Source organism: Mesorhizobium liriopis, assembly GCF_024053505.1.
GTDB classification, from domain to species: Bacteria; Pseudomonadota; Alphaproteobacteria; order Rhizobiales; family Rhizobiaceae; genus Mesorhizobium_B; species Mesorhizobium_B liriopis.
Map to the genome: position 1 here is coordinate 77642 of NZ_JAMXQS010000004.1, position 16661 is coordinate 94302.

The 16661-nt window shown below is 67.0% G+C and carries 17 protein-coding genes; 3 read left to right on the top strand and 14 right to left on the bottom strand.

The window, feature by feature from the left end:
• Nucleotides 1-58 precede the first annotated feature (58 nt).
• Together NGM99_RS08270 and NGM99_RS08275 are read left to right on the top strand one after the other, a co-directional pair.
• Complete coding sequence (locus tag NGM99_RS08270) at nucleotides 59-1237, top strand: serine hydrolase domain-containing protein (RefSeq protein ID WP_252817914.1); 1179 nt, start codon at nucleotides 59-61, stop codon at nucleotides 1235-1237.
• Nucleotides 1238-1362: 125 nt separating this feature from the next.
• The gene (locus NGM99_RS08275) at nucleotides 1363-1542 is read left to right on the top strand and encodes a hypothetical protein (protein ID WP_252817916.1); all 180 of its coding nucleotides are present in this window, start codon (nucleotides 1363-1365) and stop codon (nucleotides 1540-1542) included.
• Nucleotides 1543-1544: 2 nt separating this feature from the next.
• Here the strand turns inward: NGM99_RS08275 and cobT are convergent, their stop codons facing one another.
• From cobT to cbiE, 7 genes are read right to left on the bottom strand one after another with little or no spacing between them, the layout of a single operon-like run.
• Nucleotides 1545-2555 carry a nicotinate-nucleotide--dimethylbenzimidazole phosphoribosyltransferase gene (gene cobT, locus NGM99_RS08280; protein ID WP_252817917.1) on the bottom strand — a complete coding sequence of 337 codons (1011 nt, stop codon included), beginning with the start codon at nucleotides 2553-2555 and terminating at the stop codon, nucleotides 1545-1547.
• A gap of 18 nt (nucleotides 2556-2573) precedes the next feature.
• Nucleotides 2574-3326 carry an adenosylcobinamide-GDP ribazoletransferase gene (gene cobS / locus NGM99_RS08285; RefSeq protein ID WP_252817918.1) on the bottom strand — a complete coding sequence of 251 codons (753 nt, stop codon included), beginning with the start codon at nucleotides 3324-3326 and terminating at the stop codon, nucleotides 2574-2576.
• Nucleotides 3327-3330: 4 nt separating this feature from the next.
• A complete protein-coding gene (locus NGM99_RS08290) occupies nucleotides 3331-4641 on the bottom strand; it encodes a cobyrinic acid a,c-diamide synthase CobB (protein ID WP_252817920.1) in 1311 nt (436 codons plus the stop codon).
• A complete protein-coding gene (cobA, locus tag NGM99_RS08295) occupies nucleotides 4638-5426 on the bottom strand; it encodes a uroporphyrinogen-III C-methyltransferase (protein WP_252817922.1) in 789 nt (262 codons plus the stop codon). Before cobA ends, NGM99_RS08290 begins: the two co-directional genes overlap by 4 nt.
• Nucleotides 5423-6184, bottom strand: coding sequence for a precorrin-4 C(11)-methyltransferase (gene cobM / locus NGM99_RS08300; protein WP_252817924.1), 762 nt, complete (start codon nucleotides 6182-6184; stop codon nucleotides 5423-5425). Before cobM ends, cobA begins: the two co-directional genes overlap by 4 nt.
• Nucleotides 6181-6585, bottom strand: a complete 405-nt coding sequence (locus NGM99_RS08305) for a cobalamin biosynthesis protein (protein WP_252817925.1) — start codon at nucleotides 6583-6585, stop codon at nucleotides 6181-6183. The genes cobM and NGM99_RS08305 overlap by 4 nt, the downstream gene beginning before the upstream one ends.
• Entirely contained in the window at nucleotides 6564-7796 is a 1233-nt protein-coding gene (cbiE, locus tag NGM99_RS08310; RefSeq protein WP_252817926.1) for a precorrin-6y C5,15-methyltransferase (decarboxylating) subunit CbiE, read from the bottom strand. The genes NGM99_RS08305 and cbiE overlap by 22 nt, the downstream gene beginning before the upstream one ends.
• 1 nt (nucleotide 7797) lies before the next feature.
• Between cbiE and NGM99_RS08315 the strand changes: the two genes are divergently transcribed.
• Complete coding sequence (locus NGM99_RS08315; RefSeq protein WP_252817928.1) at nucleotides 7798-8568, top strand: cobalt-precorrin-6A reductase; 771 nt, start codon at nucleotides 7798-7800, stop codon at nucleotides 8566-8568.
• Here the strand turns inward: NGM99_RS08315 and NGM99_RS08320 are convergent.
• Genes NGM99_RS08320 through NGM99_RS08350 form a run of 7 tightly spaced genes read right to left on the bottom strand, consistent with a single transcriptional unit; the run spans nucleotide 8535 to nucleotide 16650 of the window.
• Nucleotides 8535-9311, bottom strand: coding sequence for a precorrin-3B C(17)-methyltransferase (locus NGM99_RS08320; protein ID WP_289852404.1), 777 nt, complete (start codon nucleotides 9309-9311; stop codon nucleotides 8535-8537). The genes NGM99_RS08315 and NGM99_RS08320 overlap by 34 nt on opposite strands.
• The gene (locus NGM99_RS08325) at nucleotides 9293-10018 is read right to left on the bottom strand and encodes a precorrin-2 C(20)-methyltransferase (RefSeq protein ID WP_353937392.1); all 726 of its coding nucleotides are present in this window, start codon (nucleotides 10016-10018) and stop codon (nucleotides 9293-9295) included. The genes NGM99_RS08320 and NGM99_RS08325 overlap by 19 nt, the downstream gene beginning before the upstream one ends.
• Complete coding sequence (locus tag NGM99_RS08330) at nucleotides 10015-10647, bottom strand: precorrin-8X methylmutase (protein WP_252817931.1); 633 nt, start codon at nucleotides 10645-10647, stop codon at nucleotides 10015-10017. Before NGM99_RS08330 ends, NGM99_RS08325 begins: the two co-directional genes overlap by 4 nt.
• 9 nt (nucleotides 10648-10656) lie before the next feature.
• The gene (gene cobG / locus NGM99_RS08335) at nucleotides 10657-11856 is read right to left on the bottom strand and encodes a precorrin-3B synthase (RefSeq protein WP_252817933.1); all 1200 of its coding nucleotides are present in this window, start codon (nucleotides 11854-11856) and stop codon (nucleotides 10657-10659) included.
• Entirely contained in the window at nucleotides 11853-15185 is a 3333-nt protein-coding gene (gene cobN, locus NGM99_RS08340) for a cobaltochelatase subunit CobN (RefSeq protein ID WP_252817934.1), read from the bottom strand. The genes cobG and cobN overlap by 4 nt, the downstream gene beginning before the upstream one ends.
• Nucleotides 15185-16246: a cobalamin biosynthesis protein CobW gene (gene cobW, locus NGM99_RS08345; RefSeq protein WP_252817936.1), complete on the bottom strand. Its 1062-nt coding sequence runs from the start codon at nucleotides 16244-16246 to the stop codon at nucleotides 15185-15187. The genes cobN and cobW overlap by 1 nt, the downstream gene beginning before the upstream one ends.
• Nucleotides 16243-16650 carry a DUF1636 family protein gene (locus NGM99_RS08350; protein ID WP_252817938.1) on the bottom strand — a complete coding sequence of 136 codons (408 nt, stop codon included), beginning with the start codon at nucleotides 16648-16650 and terminating at the stop codon, nucleotides 16243-16245. Before NGM99_RS08350 ends, cobW begins: the two co-directional genes overlap by 4 nt.
• Nucleotides 16651-16661: the final 11 nt, after the last annotated feature.

A 16661-nucleotide genomic window follows, 5' to 3' on the forward strand; every position in this document is an offset into this window, starting at 1 on the left:
CACTTTTCCGTCAGGCGGTCGTGCCAAAGCGCGGCCGCCTCGCATTTTGGAGAGTTCGATGACCGAGACCACCGCGTTCGAAACCCGCTTCGGCTTCAAGCGCTCCGATGTGACGCTCGCCAACTGGCGGCTCGCGCCGTTCAACCAGTGGTCGTTCCAGAACGTGCGCGAACTGGTCCCGAGTGCGGGTATCGCGTCTTCGTCCGCGACCGAAACACTGCCGACGCTCGGTGCGCTCGCTGAGACGACATTCGATCTCAACGGCATGGAGATCGGCATGGAGCGCTTCCTGCAGGCGGCCGAGACGGACATTCTGCTGGTCTTGAAGGAAGGCAAACCTCTCATCGGCTGGCAGGCACCCCATGCCGATGCGGGTCGCCCGCATCTGGTCTTCTCGATCTCCAAATCCATTACCGCGCTGATAGCCGGCATCCTGAACAGCCAGGGCGTGCTGGATTTCGAGGCGCCGCTCGTTTCCATCCTGCCGGAAGCGGAGGGATCGGCCTATGGCACCGCCACGCTGCGTCAGCTTCTCGACATGCGCCTCAGCCTCGATTTCGAGGAGGCCTATACCGATCCCTCCGGCGGCTTCGCCCGCTATCGCCGTGCGACCTTGTGGAATCCGCTCGGCGGCGAGGAGCCTCAGTCGCTGCACGATTTCCTGATGTCCATCAAAAAGGGCGACGATGAGCACGGCGGACCGCTGCGCTATCGCTCGCCCAATTCCGATCTGCTCGGCATCGTGATCGAGCGCGCCATCGGGCGCCGTTTTTCCGAGCTTGCCGCCGAACTCTTGTGGCAGCCCATCGGTGCCACGGGGGAGGCCTATGTGACGGTCGATGCCGAGGGCTCGCCGCGCACGGCAGGCGGCATCCTGACGACGGCGCATGATCTGGCACGCATCGGCGAGATGATGCGGCAGGGTGGTGCTGCGGGCTCGCGGCAGGTCGTGCCGGAAACTTTCGTGCGCGATACGCTTGAGAACGGCGACAAGGAGGCCTGGAAGAATGGCGACTTCGCCGATCTGTTCGCGGAGGGCAGCTATCGCAACAAGTGGTATGCGTCAGGCGAGGAGAGCGGCGCCTTCGCGGCCATCGGCATTCATGGTCAGTGGCTTTTCGTCGATCCCTCGCGGGCCGTGACGATCGTCAAATTCTCGTCGCAGGCCGACCCGAACAATGAACGCGTCGACCAGCTCAATCTTTTCTTCTTCCGCCAGCTCGCTGCCATGGTTTGACCGTTTTCAGCGGTTGGAAATTCATTCGTCGAACCGAGGGAACCGGTGGCCATTCGGACCATTGGAAGGCACGTTCGGGGACGAGGAGACCGGCCTTGCGGGCCGGAGTGGAAAGGCGAGGGCAGATGCTGCGATTCGATGTCGCGATGCAGGCCATACGGAACCGCCTGAAGGCGGCCGAAGCAGCTGAAAAACAGAAGAAGGCGCCGCCCGGTCGTGATGGGGGCGGGGTGTTGATCCCGTTTCCGATCGAGAAGCGCCAGGCCCTGGCCGGAGGGCCATCACCGAAGCGATCATCCCGCTAGTTCTACTTCTCCGAAACGCCGGCTTCCGCGAAGCTCGCCATGCCGTCGTGGCAGGCGAGCGCGCTTCGGAGCAGGCCGACCGCGAGACACGCGCCAGAGGCCTCGCCCAAGCGCATCTGGAAGTCGAGCAGCGGCTTGAGGTCGAGCGCGTCGAGCAGGCGGCGATGGCCGGCTTCGGCGGATGCGTGAGCAGCCTTTGCGTGGGCGAGACCGTTCGGCGCGAGTTGGGCGAGCGGCGCGCAGGCGGCGGTGGAGACGAACCCGTCGAGCAAGACGGGGATGTTGTTGCGCCGCGCCTGAAGCGATGCACCGAACATCGCCGCCAGTTCGCGCCCGCCGAGACTGGCCAGAACCATTAAAGGGTCGCCAAGAATGCCGGCATGACGCGCAAGACCATCATCAACAGCGCCTGCCTTGCGTTGCAGCCCTTCATCGTCGACGCCCGTGCCGCGTCCCACCCATGACGCGCCGTCGCCGCCGAAAAGCGCTGCTGCGACAGCCGCTGCAACAGTGGTGTTGCCGATGCCCATTTCACCCAGGCAGAGAACCTGCGTATCCGGCTCGACTGCATCCATGCCGGCTGAAACGGCCTGGAGAAATTCGCGCTCGTCCATCGCGGGTGCGAGGGTGAAATCGGCTGTGGGGCGTTCGACGTCGAGCGGCACCACCTTGAGCGTCGCGCCGACCGAGCGCGCCAGTTGGTTGATGGCCGCGCCCCCATTGGCGAAGTTCGCCACCATCTGTGCCGTGACTTCGGCTGGAAAGGCCGAAACGCCGCGCGCGGTCACGCCATGCGATCCGGCGAAGACGAGGACGCTCACCTTGTCCAGTTCCGGCCGCGCCGTTCCCTGCCAGCGCGACAGCCAGATCGCCAGTTCCTCAAGGCGGCCGAGGCTCCCCTGCGGCTTGGTCAGCATATCCTGCCGTGCTCTCGCCTCATGCTCCGCCGCTTCGCTGCCGGCAGGGAGATCGGTGCAAAGAGCACGCAGTTCGGAGAGCGAAGAAACGGACATGGGGCGAACTCCGAGGGTTCAGGAAAATGTGGCGGCAGCCAGCAGGAGGAGCAGGATTTCGGCGATCTGCTGGAGGGCGCCGCAGACATCGCCGGTCTGGCCGCCGATCTGGCGGATCGAGAGGCGGCGCATGAAGAGGAAGGCTGATAGGAGCAGCGCAAGGGCGACAACGAAGCCGCCGAAGCCGAGCGGTATCAGGGACATGATGCCGAGCAGCAACGCACCGCCGGCGGCCTTCGGCGGAATGGCATTGAGGCCCGCAGCCAGTCCCGCATCACGCGCGGGCCGCACAAGACGCAGGAAAAGCGGCAGCAGAGCCCGCGAGGCGCAATGCGCGGCCACCAGTGCGACCAGCACATCACCCGCATCATCCAGTTTCGAAAGAGCAGACCAGCGCAGGCCGACAGACAGGATCAGCGCCATCGCCCCATAGCTGCCGACGCGGCTGTCCTTCATGATCTCGAGCTTGCGCTCGACCGTGTGTCCGCCGCCGAAGCCGTCGGCAATGTCCGCCAGCCCATCCTCATGGAAGCAGCCGGTGGCGAGAATGGTGGCCGCGAGCGCGAGCATCGCGGCTGGCCCATGCGGCACGTCGAGCGCGTCGGCGAGCCAAAAGACAAGCGCCCCGATCAGTGCGACGGCAAGTCCAGCCAGCGGGGTCGCCCAGAGCGCGTCGCGGAATGTCCGTCCTTCATGCGGGCGATGAGGCACCGGCAGGCGTGTGAAGAAGCCGAGCACGGCGAGGATATCGCTCAATGCCGCGCTGCGCATCGCGTCACGCCTTGGCGATGGCATGGAAGAAGGTGCCCGACACATGCCCCCGTCGCGCGCCGGACAGACCAATCGGTTGGCCTATGCCATCCGCGATCTCGGCCAGCGGGTCGTCCGCGCCGCGATCCGTCACGCTGGCATAGTGAAACTCATGCCCGCGCACGGTCTCGCCCGCACGACCGATCGGACTGTCGGCCAAGAGCCGCGCCTGTCGGTAGCCGAGGTTCATCTTGCGCTTGGCATAGCTCGTCGCGTGGCCGAGCAGGCCGAGCATCGGATGGGCAATGCCATCGGCATCCTCGATCAGCTGCCCGAGAACCATGAAGCCACCGCACTCGCCATGGACGGGCCTGGTTGCGGCGAAGCGAGCAGTTGTGGCTCGAAACTCATGAGCCGCCGAAAGCGCACCGGCGTGAAGCTCGGGATAGCCGCCGGGCAACCAGCAGCAGTCGCAAGACGGATCAGGCCCCTGGTCGGCGAGCGGCGAAAACGGGATCAGTTCCGCACCCGCCTCGCGCCATTGCCGCGCGAGGTGTGGATAAACGAAGGTGAACGCTGCATCCTGCGCCAGCGCGACGCGCTGGCCTGGTGGGGAGAGGGCGAGCGTGCCGTCGCTCACGCCAGCGAGTGGCTTGGCCAGCTCCATGATGCGGTCGAGATCGAGCGAGGCTTCCATCACATCCGCCATGCGCTCGATGAAGGCTTCGAGATTATCGTGCTCGCTCGCCTGCACGAGGCCGAGATGGCGTTCGGGCAGGCTCATGGTCGGGTCGCGCTGAATGGAACCCAACACCGGCAAGCCGAGCGCTTCGATGGGCTCCGCGCACTGCGTCCGGTGTCGCTCGCTGCCGACGCGGTTGAGCACCACGCCGCCGATCTCGACTTGCGGGTCGTAGGCGCGGAAACCCAAAGCAACAGCTGCGGCCGTGCGGCTCTGCCCCGAGACATCGAGCACCAGGAGCACCGGCAGGCCGAAGCGACGCGCGAGGTCGGCCGCGGCACCCGTCCGGCCTTCATCCGAGCGAATGCCATCGAACAGTCCCATGGCGCTTTCGATCACGACGATCTCGGCATCCTCGGTCGCGCCTGCCGCAAGGCTGCCGAGCAGAGCCGGGCTCATCGCCCAGGAATCGAGATTAACGCCGGGTCGCCCGGTTGCCGCCTGATGAAAACCGGGGTCGATGTAGTCCGGCCCCGATTTCGCGCCCGCGACGCGCACCCCGCGCCGCTTCAGCGCGCGCAGGATGCCGATGGTGACGCTGGTCTTGCCCGAACCCGAGCGTGGTGCGCCGACGATGATGCCGCGCGCGGTCATCTCGGCGTTCCCAGAAGCTGGTCGCGCAGCGAGACGATCGAGCCGACGATGATCAGGGCTGGCGAAGCGAAGCCTTCGGCTTTCGCATGCATCGCGAGCGTGTCGAGCGTCGCGGTCAGCACCCGTTCGGCATCGGTGCCACCCGACATGATGATGCCGGCGGGCGTGTCGCCGTTCAAACCCCCTTCGCGCAAATGATGCACGATCGCGCCCAAGTTCTTGAGACCCATATAGATGATGACCGGCTGGCCGGTTCGGGCGAGTGCCGCCCAATCGAGATCGTCGGCTTCGTCGGCCGCATGGCCGGTGGCGAGGATCACCGCCTTGTTGAAGCCGCGCATGGTGGTGGGGATGAGGGCGCTGGCCATGGCGCCCAGTGCCGCCGTCACGCCGGGCAGCACGCGGAAAGGAATGCCGGCCTCGGCGAGTGCCAGGACTTCTTCGCCGCCGCGCCCGAAGATGAAGGGATCGCCGCCCTTCAAGCGCAGCACGCGGCCGCCGGTTCGCGCGAGGCGGATCAGTGTCGCGGTGATGTCGCTCTGCGCCGCCGAAGTCTGCCCGCCGCGTTTGCCCATATGGTGCAGCTCGGCACGGCCGGCGGCGCGCAGCACCGCCGGATCGACCAGCGCGTCATAAACGACGTGGTCGGCTTCACTCAGCGCGGCCACCACGTCGAGGGTGAGGCTGCCCGACCGCCCGGGCCCGGCACCCGCCAGCCACACATGGCCGGGCTCGAAAGGCGGGAAAGTGGGCGCCAGGCGGGCGAGGGCATCGGCGAGGCTCATGCGCCGCGTCCCCGAAAGCGCCGCTGATAATAGGCGTCGTAGAGTGAGCTTTCCTGAAAGTCTTCCGCCGCCAGCCCGTGGCCCACGAAGATGATCGCGGTGCGCTCGATGGGTTCGGCGGCAAGTGCCGCCTCTATCGTTTCGAGCGTGGCGCGGATGACGCGCTCCTCAGGCCATGTGGCATGAGCCACGACCGCAACGGGGCAGTCCGTGCCGTAAAGCGGCGTCAGCTCGCGCACGACCTCGGCGACGGCATGGATGGCGAGGTGAATGGCGAGCGTCGCGCCGGTTGCGCCGAAATTCGCCAGCGTTTCCTTGTTCGGCATCGGCGACGCGCGGCCAGAGACACGTGTCAGCACGAGACTTTGCGCCACTGTGGGCACGGTCAATTCACGGCCCAGCGCTGCGGCTGCCGCGGCGAAGGATGGCACGCCCGGCGTGATCGTCCAGGGAATGCCGAGCCGGTCGAGCCGCCGCAACTGCTCACCCATCGCGCTCCAGACCGACAGGTCGCCCGAATGCAGCCGGGCGATGTCCTCTCCCGCTTCGTGCGCGCGAACGAACTCGGCTTCGATCTCGTCCAGCGAGAGGGGCGCCGTGTTCACGATCCGCGCATCAGCCGGGCAATGCCTGAGAAGCGCTTCGGGAATGATCGAACCAGCGTAGAGGCAGACGGGTGAAGCTGCGATCAGGTCGCGACCGCGTAGCGTGATGAGGTCGGCGGCACCCGGTCCGGCGCCGATGAAGTGTACGGTCATGGGATCACCCCATCGGTGGCCAGCGCACAAGTGACACCGTTGCGTGCGATGCGCGGCCCGAGCAGGCGACTGCCGGGACCGGACGCGGCGAGGGCAGCGGCTTCGGAGAGAGAGGAGACGCCGGCCACGGCCATCGAGAATGAGGAATGGGTCAGCGTCAGGTGCTGGGTGGCACGCAGGGCGTCATCGTCCAGCGCATGAACGGCCAGTGCAAGCGTATGCGCTGCGCCCCGAATGCCCGGCTCCGCGGCCTTGCGCTTTGAGGTTGCGAGCGCGTCGAGTTGCGCGGCGTTCACGGCATACGAATTCAGGGCCGCGGAGATGGCACCGAGCACGGCATCCGTGCTCGCGCCACCCTTGCAGCCGATGCCCGCGACGATCATGGCTTCACCCACGACCATTGCGTCACCGGCATGGCGGGCCGCCAGCCTGTCATGGTGCCGACGCCTTCGGCGCGCGCCAGCTGGATACGCTGAAGCTCGCCGCCGCGTGTGGCGTGTTCGCGCAGGAGAACCGCCTCCATTTCGAGCGTCACCGCATTGGCCACAAGCCTGCCGCCTGAGCGGAGCGCCACGATCGCAGCTTCCATCACCCCGCTCTCGCTGCCGCCGCCACCGATGAAGATGGCATCCGGCGTCGGCAGCCCGGCAAGCGCGTCGGGAGCGCGGCCTTCGACCAGTTTGAGGCCGGGCGCGCCGAGCGTGTCGGCATTGAGCCGGATATTGGCTGCTCGGTCAGCGCGGGGTTCGATTGCAATCGTATTCAGCGAAGGGTGGCAGAGCATCCATTCGATGCCGATCGAGCCCGAGCCCGCGCCGACGTCCCACAGCAACTCCCCACGGCGGGGAGCAAGCGCGGAAAGCGTCAGCGCGCGGATGGAACGCTTGGTGATCTGGTGATCGTGCGCGAACGCATCATCCGGCAGGCCGGGTGCGAAAGGTAGTGGTGAGCCTTTGCCCAGCACTTCGATGGCCAAGAGGTTGAGCGCATCGAAGGAGCCAGCAAGGCTTTCCGCGATGTGATGCGTGATCTTCTCCCGTTCGCCGCCGAGCGCTTCGAGTACGGTGACTCGTGACTGGGCAAAACCAGTTTGCCCAAGAAGGCGAGCCACTTGCGCAGGTCCGTTCTCGTCCGAGGTGAGGACCAGCAGGCGCGCATTGGGGTGCAGATGGGGGCGCAAGAGACTGACCGGCTTGCCGTGAACCGAGATGGTTTCCGTGTCGTGCAATGCCCAGCCGAGCCGCGATGCAGCGAGGCTGAAAGCGGAGGGGGCGGGGATAACGTCCATCTCTTCGATCGGCACATGCCGCGCCAGCGTGACGCCGACGCCGTGGCAGAACGGATCACCGGAAGCCAGCACGCAGGTCTTTCGCCCGCGCCGTTCGCGCACCAGCGCCATGCCCGCGTCGAAGGGTTTCGGCCAAGACACGACCTCACCTTTGGTAAGGGTGTGGGCGAGTTCGAGATGGCGCTCGCCACCGAACACCGTCCCGGCTTCGGCGATCAAACGCTTTGCGCGCTCGCCGAGACCCGCGACCCCATCCTCGCCGATGCCGATCACGCTCAGCCATTTTCCGGTTGAAGGCGCCGGTGCGGTCTCACTAAGAGGCATGATGGCCTCTCGAACCAAACGCATTCTTCTGCTCGGCGGCACGACCGAAGCGCGCGAACTCGGCGCGATCCTGGCCGAACGCAACGATCTGAGCGTCACGCTGTCGCTCGCCGGCCGCACCCGCGCGCCGGTCGCGCAGCCCGTACCGGTGCGCGTCGGCGGCTTCGGCGGCGCGGAGGGACTGGCGGCATATCTGCGGACGGAAAGCATCGACGTGCTGATCGATGCCACGCATCCCTTCGCGGCGCGGATTTCCGCCAATGCGGCCGTGGCTTCTGAGTCTACGGGCGTGCCGTTGATTTCGCTTCGACGTCCCGAATGGGTGTCCGAGGATGGTGATCACTGGATCGATGCCGGCAGCGTGGAAGAGGCCGTTGCGCTGCTCGGTGCCACGCCGCGCCGTGTTCTCGCCGCGCTCGGTCGGCAGGAGCTTGGGCCCTTGGAAACCGCACCGCAGCACTTTTATCTCGTGCGCAGCGTCGATCCCGTCGAGCCGCCGCTCGATCTGGCCGAAGTCGAATACGTTCTCGACCGAGGCCCCTTCGATGAGGCCGCCGAGATTGCGCTTCTCCAGCGCCACCGCATCTCTGCCATCCTCTGCAAGAACAGCGGCGGTGCTGCGAGCTATCCGAAGATCGCGGCCGCGCGTGCGCTCAAGCTGCCCGTTTTCATGGTGCGCCGCCCGCCAAGCCATGGAGCGGCGGCGGGCAGCGTCGCGACGGCGGTGCAGCTGCTCGATCATGCGCTCGGCCTCGCGAATCGGGGCGAATAAACGAGGGCGTCCAAGCCCGGACGCTCGATAATGCGCGTTTCGGGCGAGCCGACGATCACGCAGGTCGCCATGTCGGCCTGTTCCGCTCTTGCTTCACCCAGCGGGGTTACCGCCATGCGCTCGTCGGCTCTGCCCGCGGCGCGGCCGAAGACGACCGGAACGGAGGCCGGCAGTTCTTCACGCAATATCTCGAAGGCGCGGCCGAGCTGCCAGGTACGGGCGCGGCTGATCGGGTTGTAGAAGGCCATCACGAAACCAGCCTGCGCGGCGAGCCGCAAACGGCGCTCGATCAGCTCCCAGGGCTTCAGGTTATCGGACAGTGAAATGGCGCAGAAATCATGGCCGAGCGGCGCGCCAATGCGGGCGGCGACCGCGAGCATGGCAGTGACGCCCGGCACGACGCGCAATTCCAGTTCGCGCCACGCGGCCGGCCCATGCTCGATGGCTTCGCAGACTGCCGCCGCCATCGCGAAGACGCCCGGATCGCCGCCCGAAACCACCGCGACGGTCTTGCCTTCCGCCGCCAATTCCAGCGCATGGCGTGCGCGAGCCAGTTCCTCGCGATTGTCGGAGGCGTGGGCCGTCTGGTCGGGGCGCAGCGACAAACGGTCGATGTAAGGCTTGTAGCCGAGGAAATCGCTGGCCTCGCCGGCGGCCGCCAGTGCTTCAGGCGTCACCTGCGCGTCGCTGCCGGGCCCGAGCCCGATGACCAGAACCTTTCCGCTCACGGGCGGGCTTCCCATCCGGGCACCAGCACCAGCGAGAAATAGGGCGCGGTGTCGTCCGCTTTTTCGCTGAGCGGCATGGAGCAGGTGTTCGCCATGGTGCCGCGCTCCACATAAACCGCGCGTGACAGAAGGCCGGAGGCTGCGAGCGCACGCCGGATCTTGGGCAGGTTGCGGCCCACCTTCATGATCACCGCCGCTTCCGTTTCGCCGAGCTTCCTGGCGAGCTTGGCTTCCTCCATGGTGCCGGGCAGAACCGTCAGCACGTCGTCGCCCTGCGTGATGGGCAGGCCGGTCTGCGACCAGCAGCCGGACATGGCGGTGACGCCGGGGATCACCTCGGTCGGGAAACGGTGGGCAAGGCGCACATGCAGATGCATGTAGGAGCCGTAGAACAGCGGGTCGCCTTCGCTCAGCACGGCTACTGTGCGGCCTGCTTCAAGATGCGCTGCCACGCTTTCCGCCGAGCGCTCGTAGAAACCCTGGATCGCGCCCTTGTAGTCGTCGTGATCCTTTTCGATTTCGGTCGTCACTGGGTAGAGCAGCGGCAGTTCGACCGCATCGGTGCGAAAGTGGCGAAAGGCCGTGCGGTGAGCGTTGCCGGGATTGCCCTGTTTGGCGAAGAAAGCGACCACCTCCGCGCTTTCCAGCGCCCGCACCGCCTTCACCGTCATCAGGTCGGGATCGCCGGGGCCGGTGCCAACGCCATAAAGCCTGCCGCTCACAGCCCGCTCCTTGCGACCGCGTTGATGGCGGCGGCCGTCATGGCGCTGCCGCCCATCCGGCCGCGCACGGTGGCAAAGGGAATGCCGTTGCCCTCGGCGATCAAGGCATCCTTGGATTCGGCGGCACCCACGAAGCCCACCGGCATGCCGATGATGGCAGCTGGGCGAGGCGCGCCGGCGCGCAGCATGTCGAGAAGGTGGAACAGGGCGGTGGGCGCGTTGCCGATGGCGACCAAGGCGCCTTCCATGCGCTCGCCCCAAAGCTCAAGGGCGGCGGCCGAGCGGGTATTGCCGATGGCTTCGGCCCGTTCACGCGTTCGCGGGTCGTGCAGCGTGCAGACCACTTCGTTCTTTGCGGGCAGGCGGGCATGGGTCACGCCGTGGGCCACCATCTCCGCGTCGCACAGGATCGGTGCGCCGGCTTCGAGCGCCTGACGCGCGGCTTGTGCGAAGCCTTCGGAGAACTCGAAATGGGCTGCGGCCTCGACCTGTCCGCAGGCGTGGATCATGCGGATCGCCACTTCTGCCTCGTCGGGGCCGAAGCGCGAAAGGTCGGCTTCCTCGCGGATGATGCTGAAGGACTTGCGATAGATCGCCTGCCCGTCATGAATGTAATCGAATGCCGACATGGATCCTCTTCACGCCGCGTTGTCGTGGGAGTTGCGGTGCAGCGCAAGTTCGATTGCGGCGAGCGCTTGGGTCTTTGCGACAGGCGCCCCGCCATTGACCGAAACGCCCTTCGCCGTCCCCACCGCACGCACGGCAGCGTGGGGCTCCGCGCAACGTTTCTCGCAGCCCGATACGTGGACCTCCGCCGTTCCGCAAGCGAGCGCGTGTGCGATTTCGCGCGCAAGGGGGCGCGTGGCGAGATGGCCCGAGGCACAGGCGGGCGCGCCGGCGCAGGCCGAGACGCGAAGGCGCGGATCGTGGGGATCGGTGATGAGACCAAGGCGAGCCGCGAAAAGCGCAAGGGCGTCGGCCGAGGTCATGTCGAGCGGCAGCGCGAGCATCGCATAGCCCGGTGCAGGGCGCAGTTCGGCAACGCCGAGCGCTTTGGCTTCCTGCGTAAAGCGAAGGAGAGTGTCCGCATGGATCTCGCCGAGCATCGGTGAAAGGCCCAGCGCGATGGTGCCGGACTTCAACGTAAAGCGGCCGATCGCCGGATGCAGGTTCTGCGATATTTGCCGGGCCTTGCCGCTCTCTTCAGACAGAGCGCCGTCGCGAACGAGATCACGCCCGCGCGCATCGCGACCACGTGCGGCGATAGCTTCGAGAATACCCAGCCCCAACTCAAGGGCATCGGCTTCCGGCAGTATAGTAATCACCGTGTCGGTCTCGGCCGTGCCGCCTACCGAGACCTGCCAGCCGGAGGAAACGGCCGCGAATCGCAGATCCCCCAACAACGCGCCCAAGCCGATGCGCCCCCCTCCATCGACGACGACGGCAACCTTCGGTCCAAGCTGCGATGCCAGGTCGCGCTCACGTGTCGCGGTTCGGAGTGATTCGACCAGAGAGCGTGGATCGGCGAGCTCTTGCGGGTCGAGACCGGCCAGCGGATTGGTTTCGACAGGCACGCCGGTTCTTGGAACGAGTGCCAGCGCGTCCACTTCCGTTGCAAGCGCTTCGGCGGAAGTTTCCGTCAGGCCCCTGATCTGAAGGCTGCCACGCGCGGTGATTTCGAGAATGCCGTTGCCATGGCGAGCGGCGGCTTGAGCGAGGCCCATCATCTGAGCGGGCGTGTAGGCGCCATTTTCGGGTTGCAGACGCGCGAGCAGGCCGTCGCCGGTCCGCATGGGCGCGGACAAAGTGGGGCAGGCGTTGCGGCGCGCTCCCGTCACTCCGCGGCCTCCGCCGGTACCGCGCCGCGTGCTTCGAGGATGAGCGTTTCGAGGTCGTGGTCGGTCGAGTTGCGCAATGGGTGCCAGAGCCCGCGCCGGATGGCGTCACGGAAGCGGGCGGCGATGGCAGCGGCGGCTTCGGGGTTCTGATCGAGCAGGAAGGCCCGCACCTTTGCGTCGCCGAGATAGCGGTCGTGCAAGGCTTCGATCAATGTGGGCGAGACGGCGTCGGTGGTTTCGGCAAAGCCGACGAGGCGATCCACGGTTTCGGCGAACTCGGCGGCCCCCCGCGGCCCATGCCGCATCTGGCCTTCCACGAAGCGCGACGACAGCGCGCGAGCGTGAACGGTGCGGGAAACGGCTTCGCTCAGCGAGCGGGCGCGGGGGCGGCGCGGATCGGTGGTGTCGAGTGCGATCACGTCGGCCTTGCGCCCGAGCGCCTTCATGGCTGCCGAAAAGCCGCCGATGAAGGCGACATCCGCCGAGCCTTCGAGGATGTCGCGACCGGGATCGTCGCCGGTGTGGATCAAGAGATCGCTGCTTTCGAGCGCGCGGCCGAATGCGCCGGGATTGGCCGTGCCATCGCCGTAGGCACCGCCGTAGCTGTGCGAGGTCGCTTCGAGAAAGGCTTGGCCGATCGCGTCGCGCTCGTCCCATTCGCCGCTCGACAGGAGGTCCTCGACGCCCGCGCCATAGGTGCCGGGGGCCGAGCCGAAGATGCGCGGCGGGACTTGGCTTGCAGCGCGCGCGGCCTCGGCCAGCGGGTTGTCGCCCTCGGCCTCGTCGCGCGCGGCAATCGCGCGGGCTGCGGCGTCGAGAAGCGCGATCTGGGTCGGGAACATGTCACGGAACAGGCCCGAAATGCGCCACGAGACATCGATGCGCGGCCGGCCGAGAGCCGCCGGCGGCACGACCTCGACGCCGGACACGCGGCCGGTGGCGAGGTCCCATTGCGGGCGGCAGCCCATCAGGTGCAAGCCTTGCGCGATCTCTTCGCCGCCGGTGCGCAAGCTCGCGCTGCCCCAAAGGTCGATCACCACGCCGCGCGGCCAGTCGCCATTGTCTTGAAGATACCGGCGCAGGACTTCCTCGCCCGCGAGCTTGCCCAATTCCCAGGCGGTGGGCGTCGGCAAATGGCGCGGATCGCTGGTGTAAAGGTTGCGGCCTGTCGGCAGCACGTCGGTGCGCCCGCGCATCGGCGCGCCGGAAGGGCCGGCGGTGACGTGCCGGCCGGAAAGAGCCGCAAGAAGCGCGTCACGTTCCATCGCGGCACTTTGGGTGCGGAGCGCGTCGGTTTCATCCGGCGCGGCGCGGCCGAAAACATGAAGACCGTCCTTGATCGCCATGTCCTTCAGGTCGCAGAGCCAGGCATCGATCCGGACGAGTGCTGCGTCGGGATCGTCGGCCGCACTGACGCCCGCTTCGCGCGCGAGGCCGGTCTCGCCGGCCTTCGCCACGATCAGGCTCGCCAGCCGGTCGCGGCGCCGGCGGTCGAGGCCGTCTGCCTGTGCGTATTCATCGACCAGCCGCTCGAGCTCGGCGCGGGCGGGGTCGTGCCCGGCTTCCACCAGCGGCGGGGGCAGGTGGCCGAGCGTGACGGCCGCGATGCGCCGCTTCGCTTGTGCGGCTTCACCGGGGTTCGACACGATGAACGGATAGACGACTGGCAGATGCCCCGTGACCAGTTCGGGGAAGCAGGCGCCCGACAGCGCCACGGTCTTGCCCGGCAGCCATTCGAGCGTGCCATGGGCGCCGAGATGGACCAGCGCGTCGCTGTTTCGTTGCAGCCAAAGGCCGAAGGCCATCAGCTCGTGGCGCGGTGGCAGGCTGGGGTCGTGGTAATCGGCACGGCGGTCGGCGGAACGGCCGCGATCCGGCGCAAGGGCGACCGTGACATTGCCGAAGCGTGCATGGCGGAAGGAGAAGCGCTCAGTGCTCGGCGTGCCCCACGCAGTCTCGACCTTGGTGCGGGCTTCCTCGGGCAGGGTGGCGAGCCAGGCGCCGTAGGTCTCGCCATCAAGCGCTTCAACTTCCACGAGAGATTCAAGCAGGGCGCGGGATGATTCCGGAATCCCTTCAACGCGATAGCCTGCAGCCTTCAAGTCTTCGAGGATGGCGAGCGCGCTGGCGAAGACGTCGAGCCCGACGGCGTAGCCGGTGCGACCAGCGGAACCAGGATAGTCGGGGAGCAGGATCGTCACACGGCGCTCGGCGGGGGCGAGGCGCTGGAGCCTCACGATTTTCGCGGCACGATCAGCGACGGCTTCGATGCGGTCGGGTTCGGGCCGGTTGACGGCACCCGCGAAGCCCAGCCGCGGGTCGGTCTCGCTCGCGTTCTTGAAGCTCAAGGCCCCGGCCAGCAGGCGACCGTCGATCTCGGGCAGCACCACATGCATGGCGAGGTCGGCAGGCGCGAGCCCTCGTGCATTGTTCTGCCATGCCTCGCGGCGTGTGGTCGCGACGACCGCCTGCAAGACAGGCGCGCCGAGGCGGTCGAACAGGCCCTGACCTTCACCACCGCTCGCAAAGGCCGTGGTCGTGATGACGAGCGCGGGCTTCAGCAGCGCGCAGGCGTCTTCCACGAAGCGGCAAACGGCCTCGTCCTTCAGGCTCGAAACGTAAAGCGGAACGGGCGTCAGGCCATGAGCAGCGAGGCTTTCGCAAAGCGCATCGATGGGCGCGGCATCGCTGGCGAGAAGCATCGAGCGGTAGAAGAGGATCGGGACCGTCGTCGCGTCGGGCTCGATGTTCGCTTTGAAGTCTTCGAGCGTCACGGCGCCGCGTTCGGGGTCATAGAAACCCATGCGGGGCAGCGGCGTCGCAGCGTCCACGACGCGCTCATAACCCGCATGGTCTGCGAGGCGGTCGAGCAGAGCCGCCATGTTCTCAGGCCCGCCTTCGCGGAAGTAGGCGATGATTGCGCGCAGCTCTTCCACCGGCAGCGTCGAAAGCCGGTCGAGCGCGCTGTCCTCGTCGCGGCATTCACCGGGCAGCAGCACGAGCTTGATGTTCTTCGCCCGCGCCAGTTGCCCCAGCCGGTCGCAGCCATAGCGCCACCAGTCGTAGCCGCCGAGAATGCGCACGAGGATGACCTTGGCGTGGGCGGCCACCCGGTCGATCCAGAGATCGACCGACATCGGGTGGCGAAGATCACCCAAGGCGGCGAGACGCAAGGTCGGTAGATTTCCCCCAACCGTCCACGCGCGGTTCAGTCCCGCCAGATCGCTCGGCGAAAACGACAGCGCCACCAGCTCGGCCGGGTCTTGGCCGAGATCGACAGGCTCGATGACGTCATCGAGCGAGGCGGAGCTGGTGGCGAGGATGTGCATCAGGCGGCTTGGGCTTTTTCGCCCTGCAGGATGCTTTCGACCTTGGCGCGGTCGAGGCCCTTGAGACCGATTGCGACCAGACGCGTGCGCTTCTCCTCGCCCGCATTCCAGGCGCGGTCATAAGCATGCGTCACGCGCGGGCCGACCGCCTGCACCAGGAGCCGCATCGGCTTGCCCTCGACGGCCACGAAGCCTTTCATGCGCAGCACATCCGCCTCGCGCGCCGCCTGTGCCACGCGGGCAGCGAGCTCGTCGGGGTTCGCGACCGCGGGCAGTTCGACCACGAAGCTGTCGAAGTCGTCATGCTCATGATCAAGTTCGTCGTCGTGATGCGTCTTGCGGTTTTCGATGTCGTTCTCTGTGCCGATGCCGAGACCGAGAAGCACGGCGGGATCGACCTTGCCATGCGACACGGGCACGATCTTCACTGCCTCGCCGAGATGCTCGGAGACCTGTGCGGTGGCGCGAGCCTTGGCGTCGTCGTCGAGCAGATCGCTTTTGGACAGGATCACGAGATCGGCGCAGGCGACCTGATCCTCGAAGACTTCTTCCACCGGATCGTCATGATCGAGCGAATCGTCCGCCGCACGCTGGGCGGCGAGGGCGTCCATGTCGGAGGCGACCTGGCCTTCGGCGAGGGCGGGGCCGTCCACCACGGCCACCACGCCATCCACCGTCACGCGGCCCTTGATCGCGGGCCAGGCGAAGGCCTGCACGAGGGGCTTGGGCAGAGCGAGGCCCGAAGTCTCGATCAGGATGTGCTCGACCTTGGGCTCGCGCGACAGGATCTGGTCCAGCGCGGGCACAAAATCGTCGGCGACCGTGCAGCAGATGCAGCCATTGGCCAGTTCCACGACGTTCTCCTCGGGACAGGCCTCGACGCCGCAGCCCTTCAGGATGTCGCCGTCGATGCCGACATCGCCGAACTCGTTGACGATCACGGCCAGCCTGCGGCCACCGGCATTCTCCAGAATGTTGCGGATGAGCGTGGTCTTGCCGGCACCGAGGAAGCCGGTGACAACGGTGCAGGGGACGCGGGAAACGGTGGCTTGCTGGCTCATGCTTGTTCCGGTTTGGTGAGAGGCGGGATGCGGGCGACGAGCCCGCGCTTGAGGCTGTCGGGGCGCCCGCGCCAGGGCATGACGCCGTCAGCTGCGTCACGCAGAAGTTCGGCGCCCAGGATCAGGTCGGCGGCGCTGTCTTCGGAAAGCTCGCCGAACACATAGGTCCAGCTGTCGGGCGACACCACGGCGGCGCTCAGGCGGCGCTTGCAGTTGCCGAGACATTCGACGCCATGGACGGCGACGCCTGCGGGCGCGAGCGCCTTCACGGCAGCCGCCAGATTCTCGCCGGGGCGAGGGCGCGCGTCAGTGCCATCCGCGCCTCGGCATGAGGTGCAGACGATCACGGTCGTTGCTTGCGCACTCGCGCCGGCACTGCCTGAATCGGGCTTGAACTGAGCCAAAAATCCTCGCT

What these genes read in the sequence shown, in the direction of transcription:
- cobS (WP_252817918.1), bottom strand. Translation starts at nt 3,326, where the DNA reads ATGCGCAGCGCGGCATTGAGCGATATCCTCGCCGTGCTCGGCTTCTTC.
- cobM (WP_252817924.1), bottom strand. Translation starts at nt 6,184, where the DNA reads ATGACCGTACACTTCATCGGCGCCGGACCGGGTGCCGCCGACCTCATC.
- NGM99_RS08275 (WP_252817916.1), top strand. Translation starts at nt 1,363, where the DNA reads ATGCTGCGATTCGATGTCGCGATGCAGGCCATACGGAACCGCCTGAAG.
- cbiE (WP_252817926.1), bottom strand. Translation starts at nt 7,796, where the DNA reads ATGCCTCTTAGTGAGACCGCACCGGCGCCTTCAACCGGAAAATGGCTG.
- cobA (WP_252817922.1), bottom strand. Translation starts at nt 5,426, where the DNA reads ATGAGCCTCGCCGATGCCCTCGCCCGCCTGGCGCCCACTTTCCCGCCT.
- NGM99_RS08305 (WP_252817925.1), bottom strand. Translation starts at nt 6,585, where the DNA reads ATGGTCGTGGGTGAAGCCATGATCGTCGCGGGCATCGGCTGCAAGGGT.
- NGM99_RS08290 (WP_252817920.1), bottom strand. Translation starts at nt 4,641, where the DNA reads ATGACCGCGCGCGGCATCATCGTCGGCGCACCACGCTCGGGTTCGGGC.
- NGM99_RS08270 (WP_252817914.1), top strand. Translation starts at nt 59, where the DNA reads ATGACCGAGACCACCGCGTTCGAAACCCGCTTCGGCTTCAAGCGCTCC.
- cobW (WP_252817936.1), bottom strand. Translation starts at nt 16,246, where the DNA reads ATGAGCCAGCAAGCCACCGTTTCCCGCGTCCCCTGCACCGTTGTCACC.
- cobT (WP_252817917.1), bottom strand. Translation starts at nt 2,555, where the DNA reads ATGTCCGTTTCTTCGCTCTCCGAACTGCGTGCTCTTTGCACCGATCTC.
- NGM99_RS08315 (WP_252817928.1), top strand. Translation starts at nt 7,798, where the DNA reads ATGGCCTCTCGAACCAAACGCATTCTTCTGCTCGGCGGCACGACCGAA.
- NGM99_RS08330 (WP_252817931.1), bottom strand. Translation starts at nt 10,647, where the DNA reads ATGTCGGCATTCGATTACATTCATGACGGGCAGGCGATCTATCGCAAG.
- NGM99_RS08320 (WP_289852404.1), bottom strand. Translation starts at nt 9,311, where the DNA reads ATGGGAAGCCCGCCCGTGAGCGGAAAGGTTCTGGTCATCGGGCTCGGG.
- cobN (WP_252817934.1), bottom strand. Translation starts at nt 15,185, where the DNA reads ATGCACATCCTCGCCACCAGCTCCGCCTCGCTCGATGACGTCATCGAG.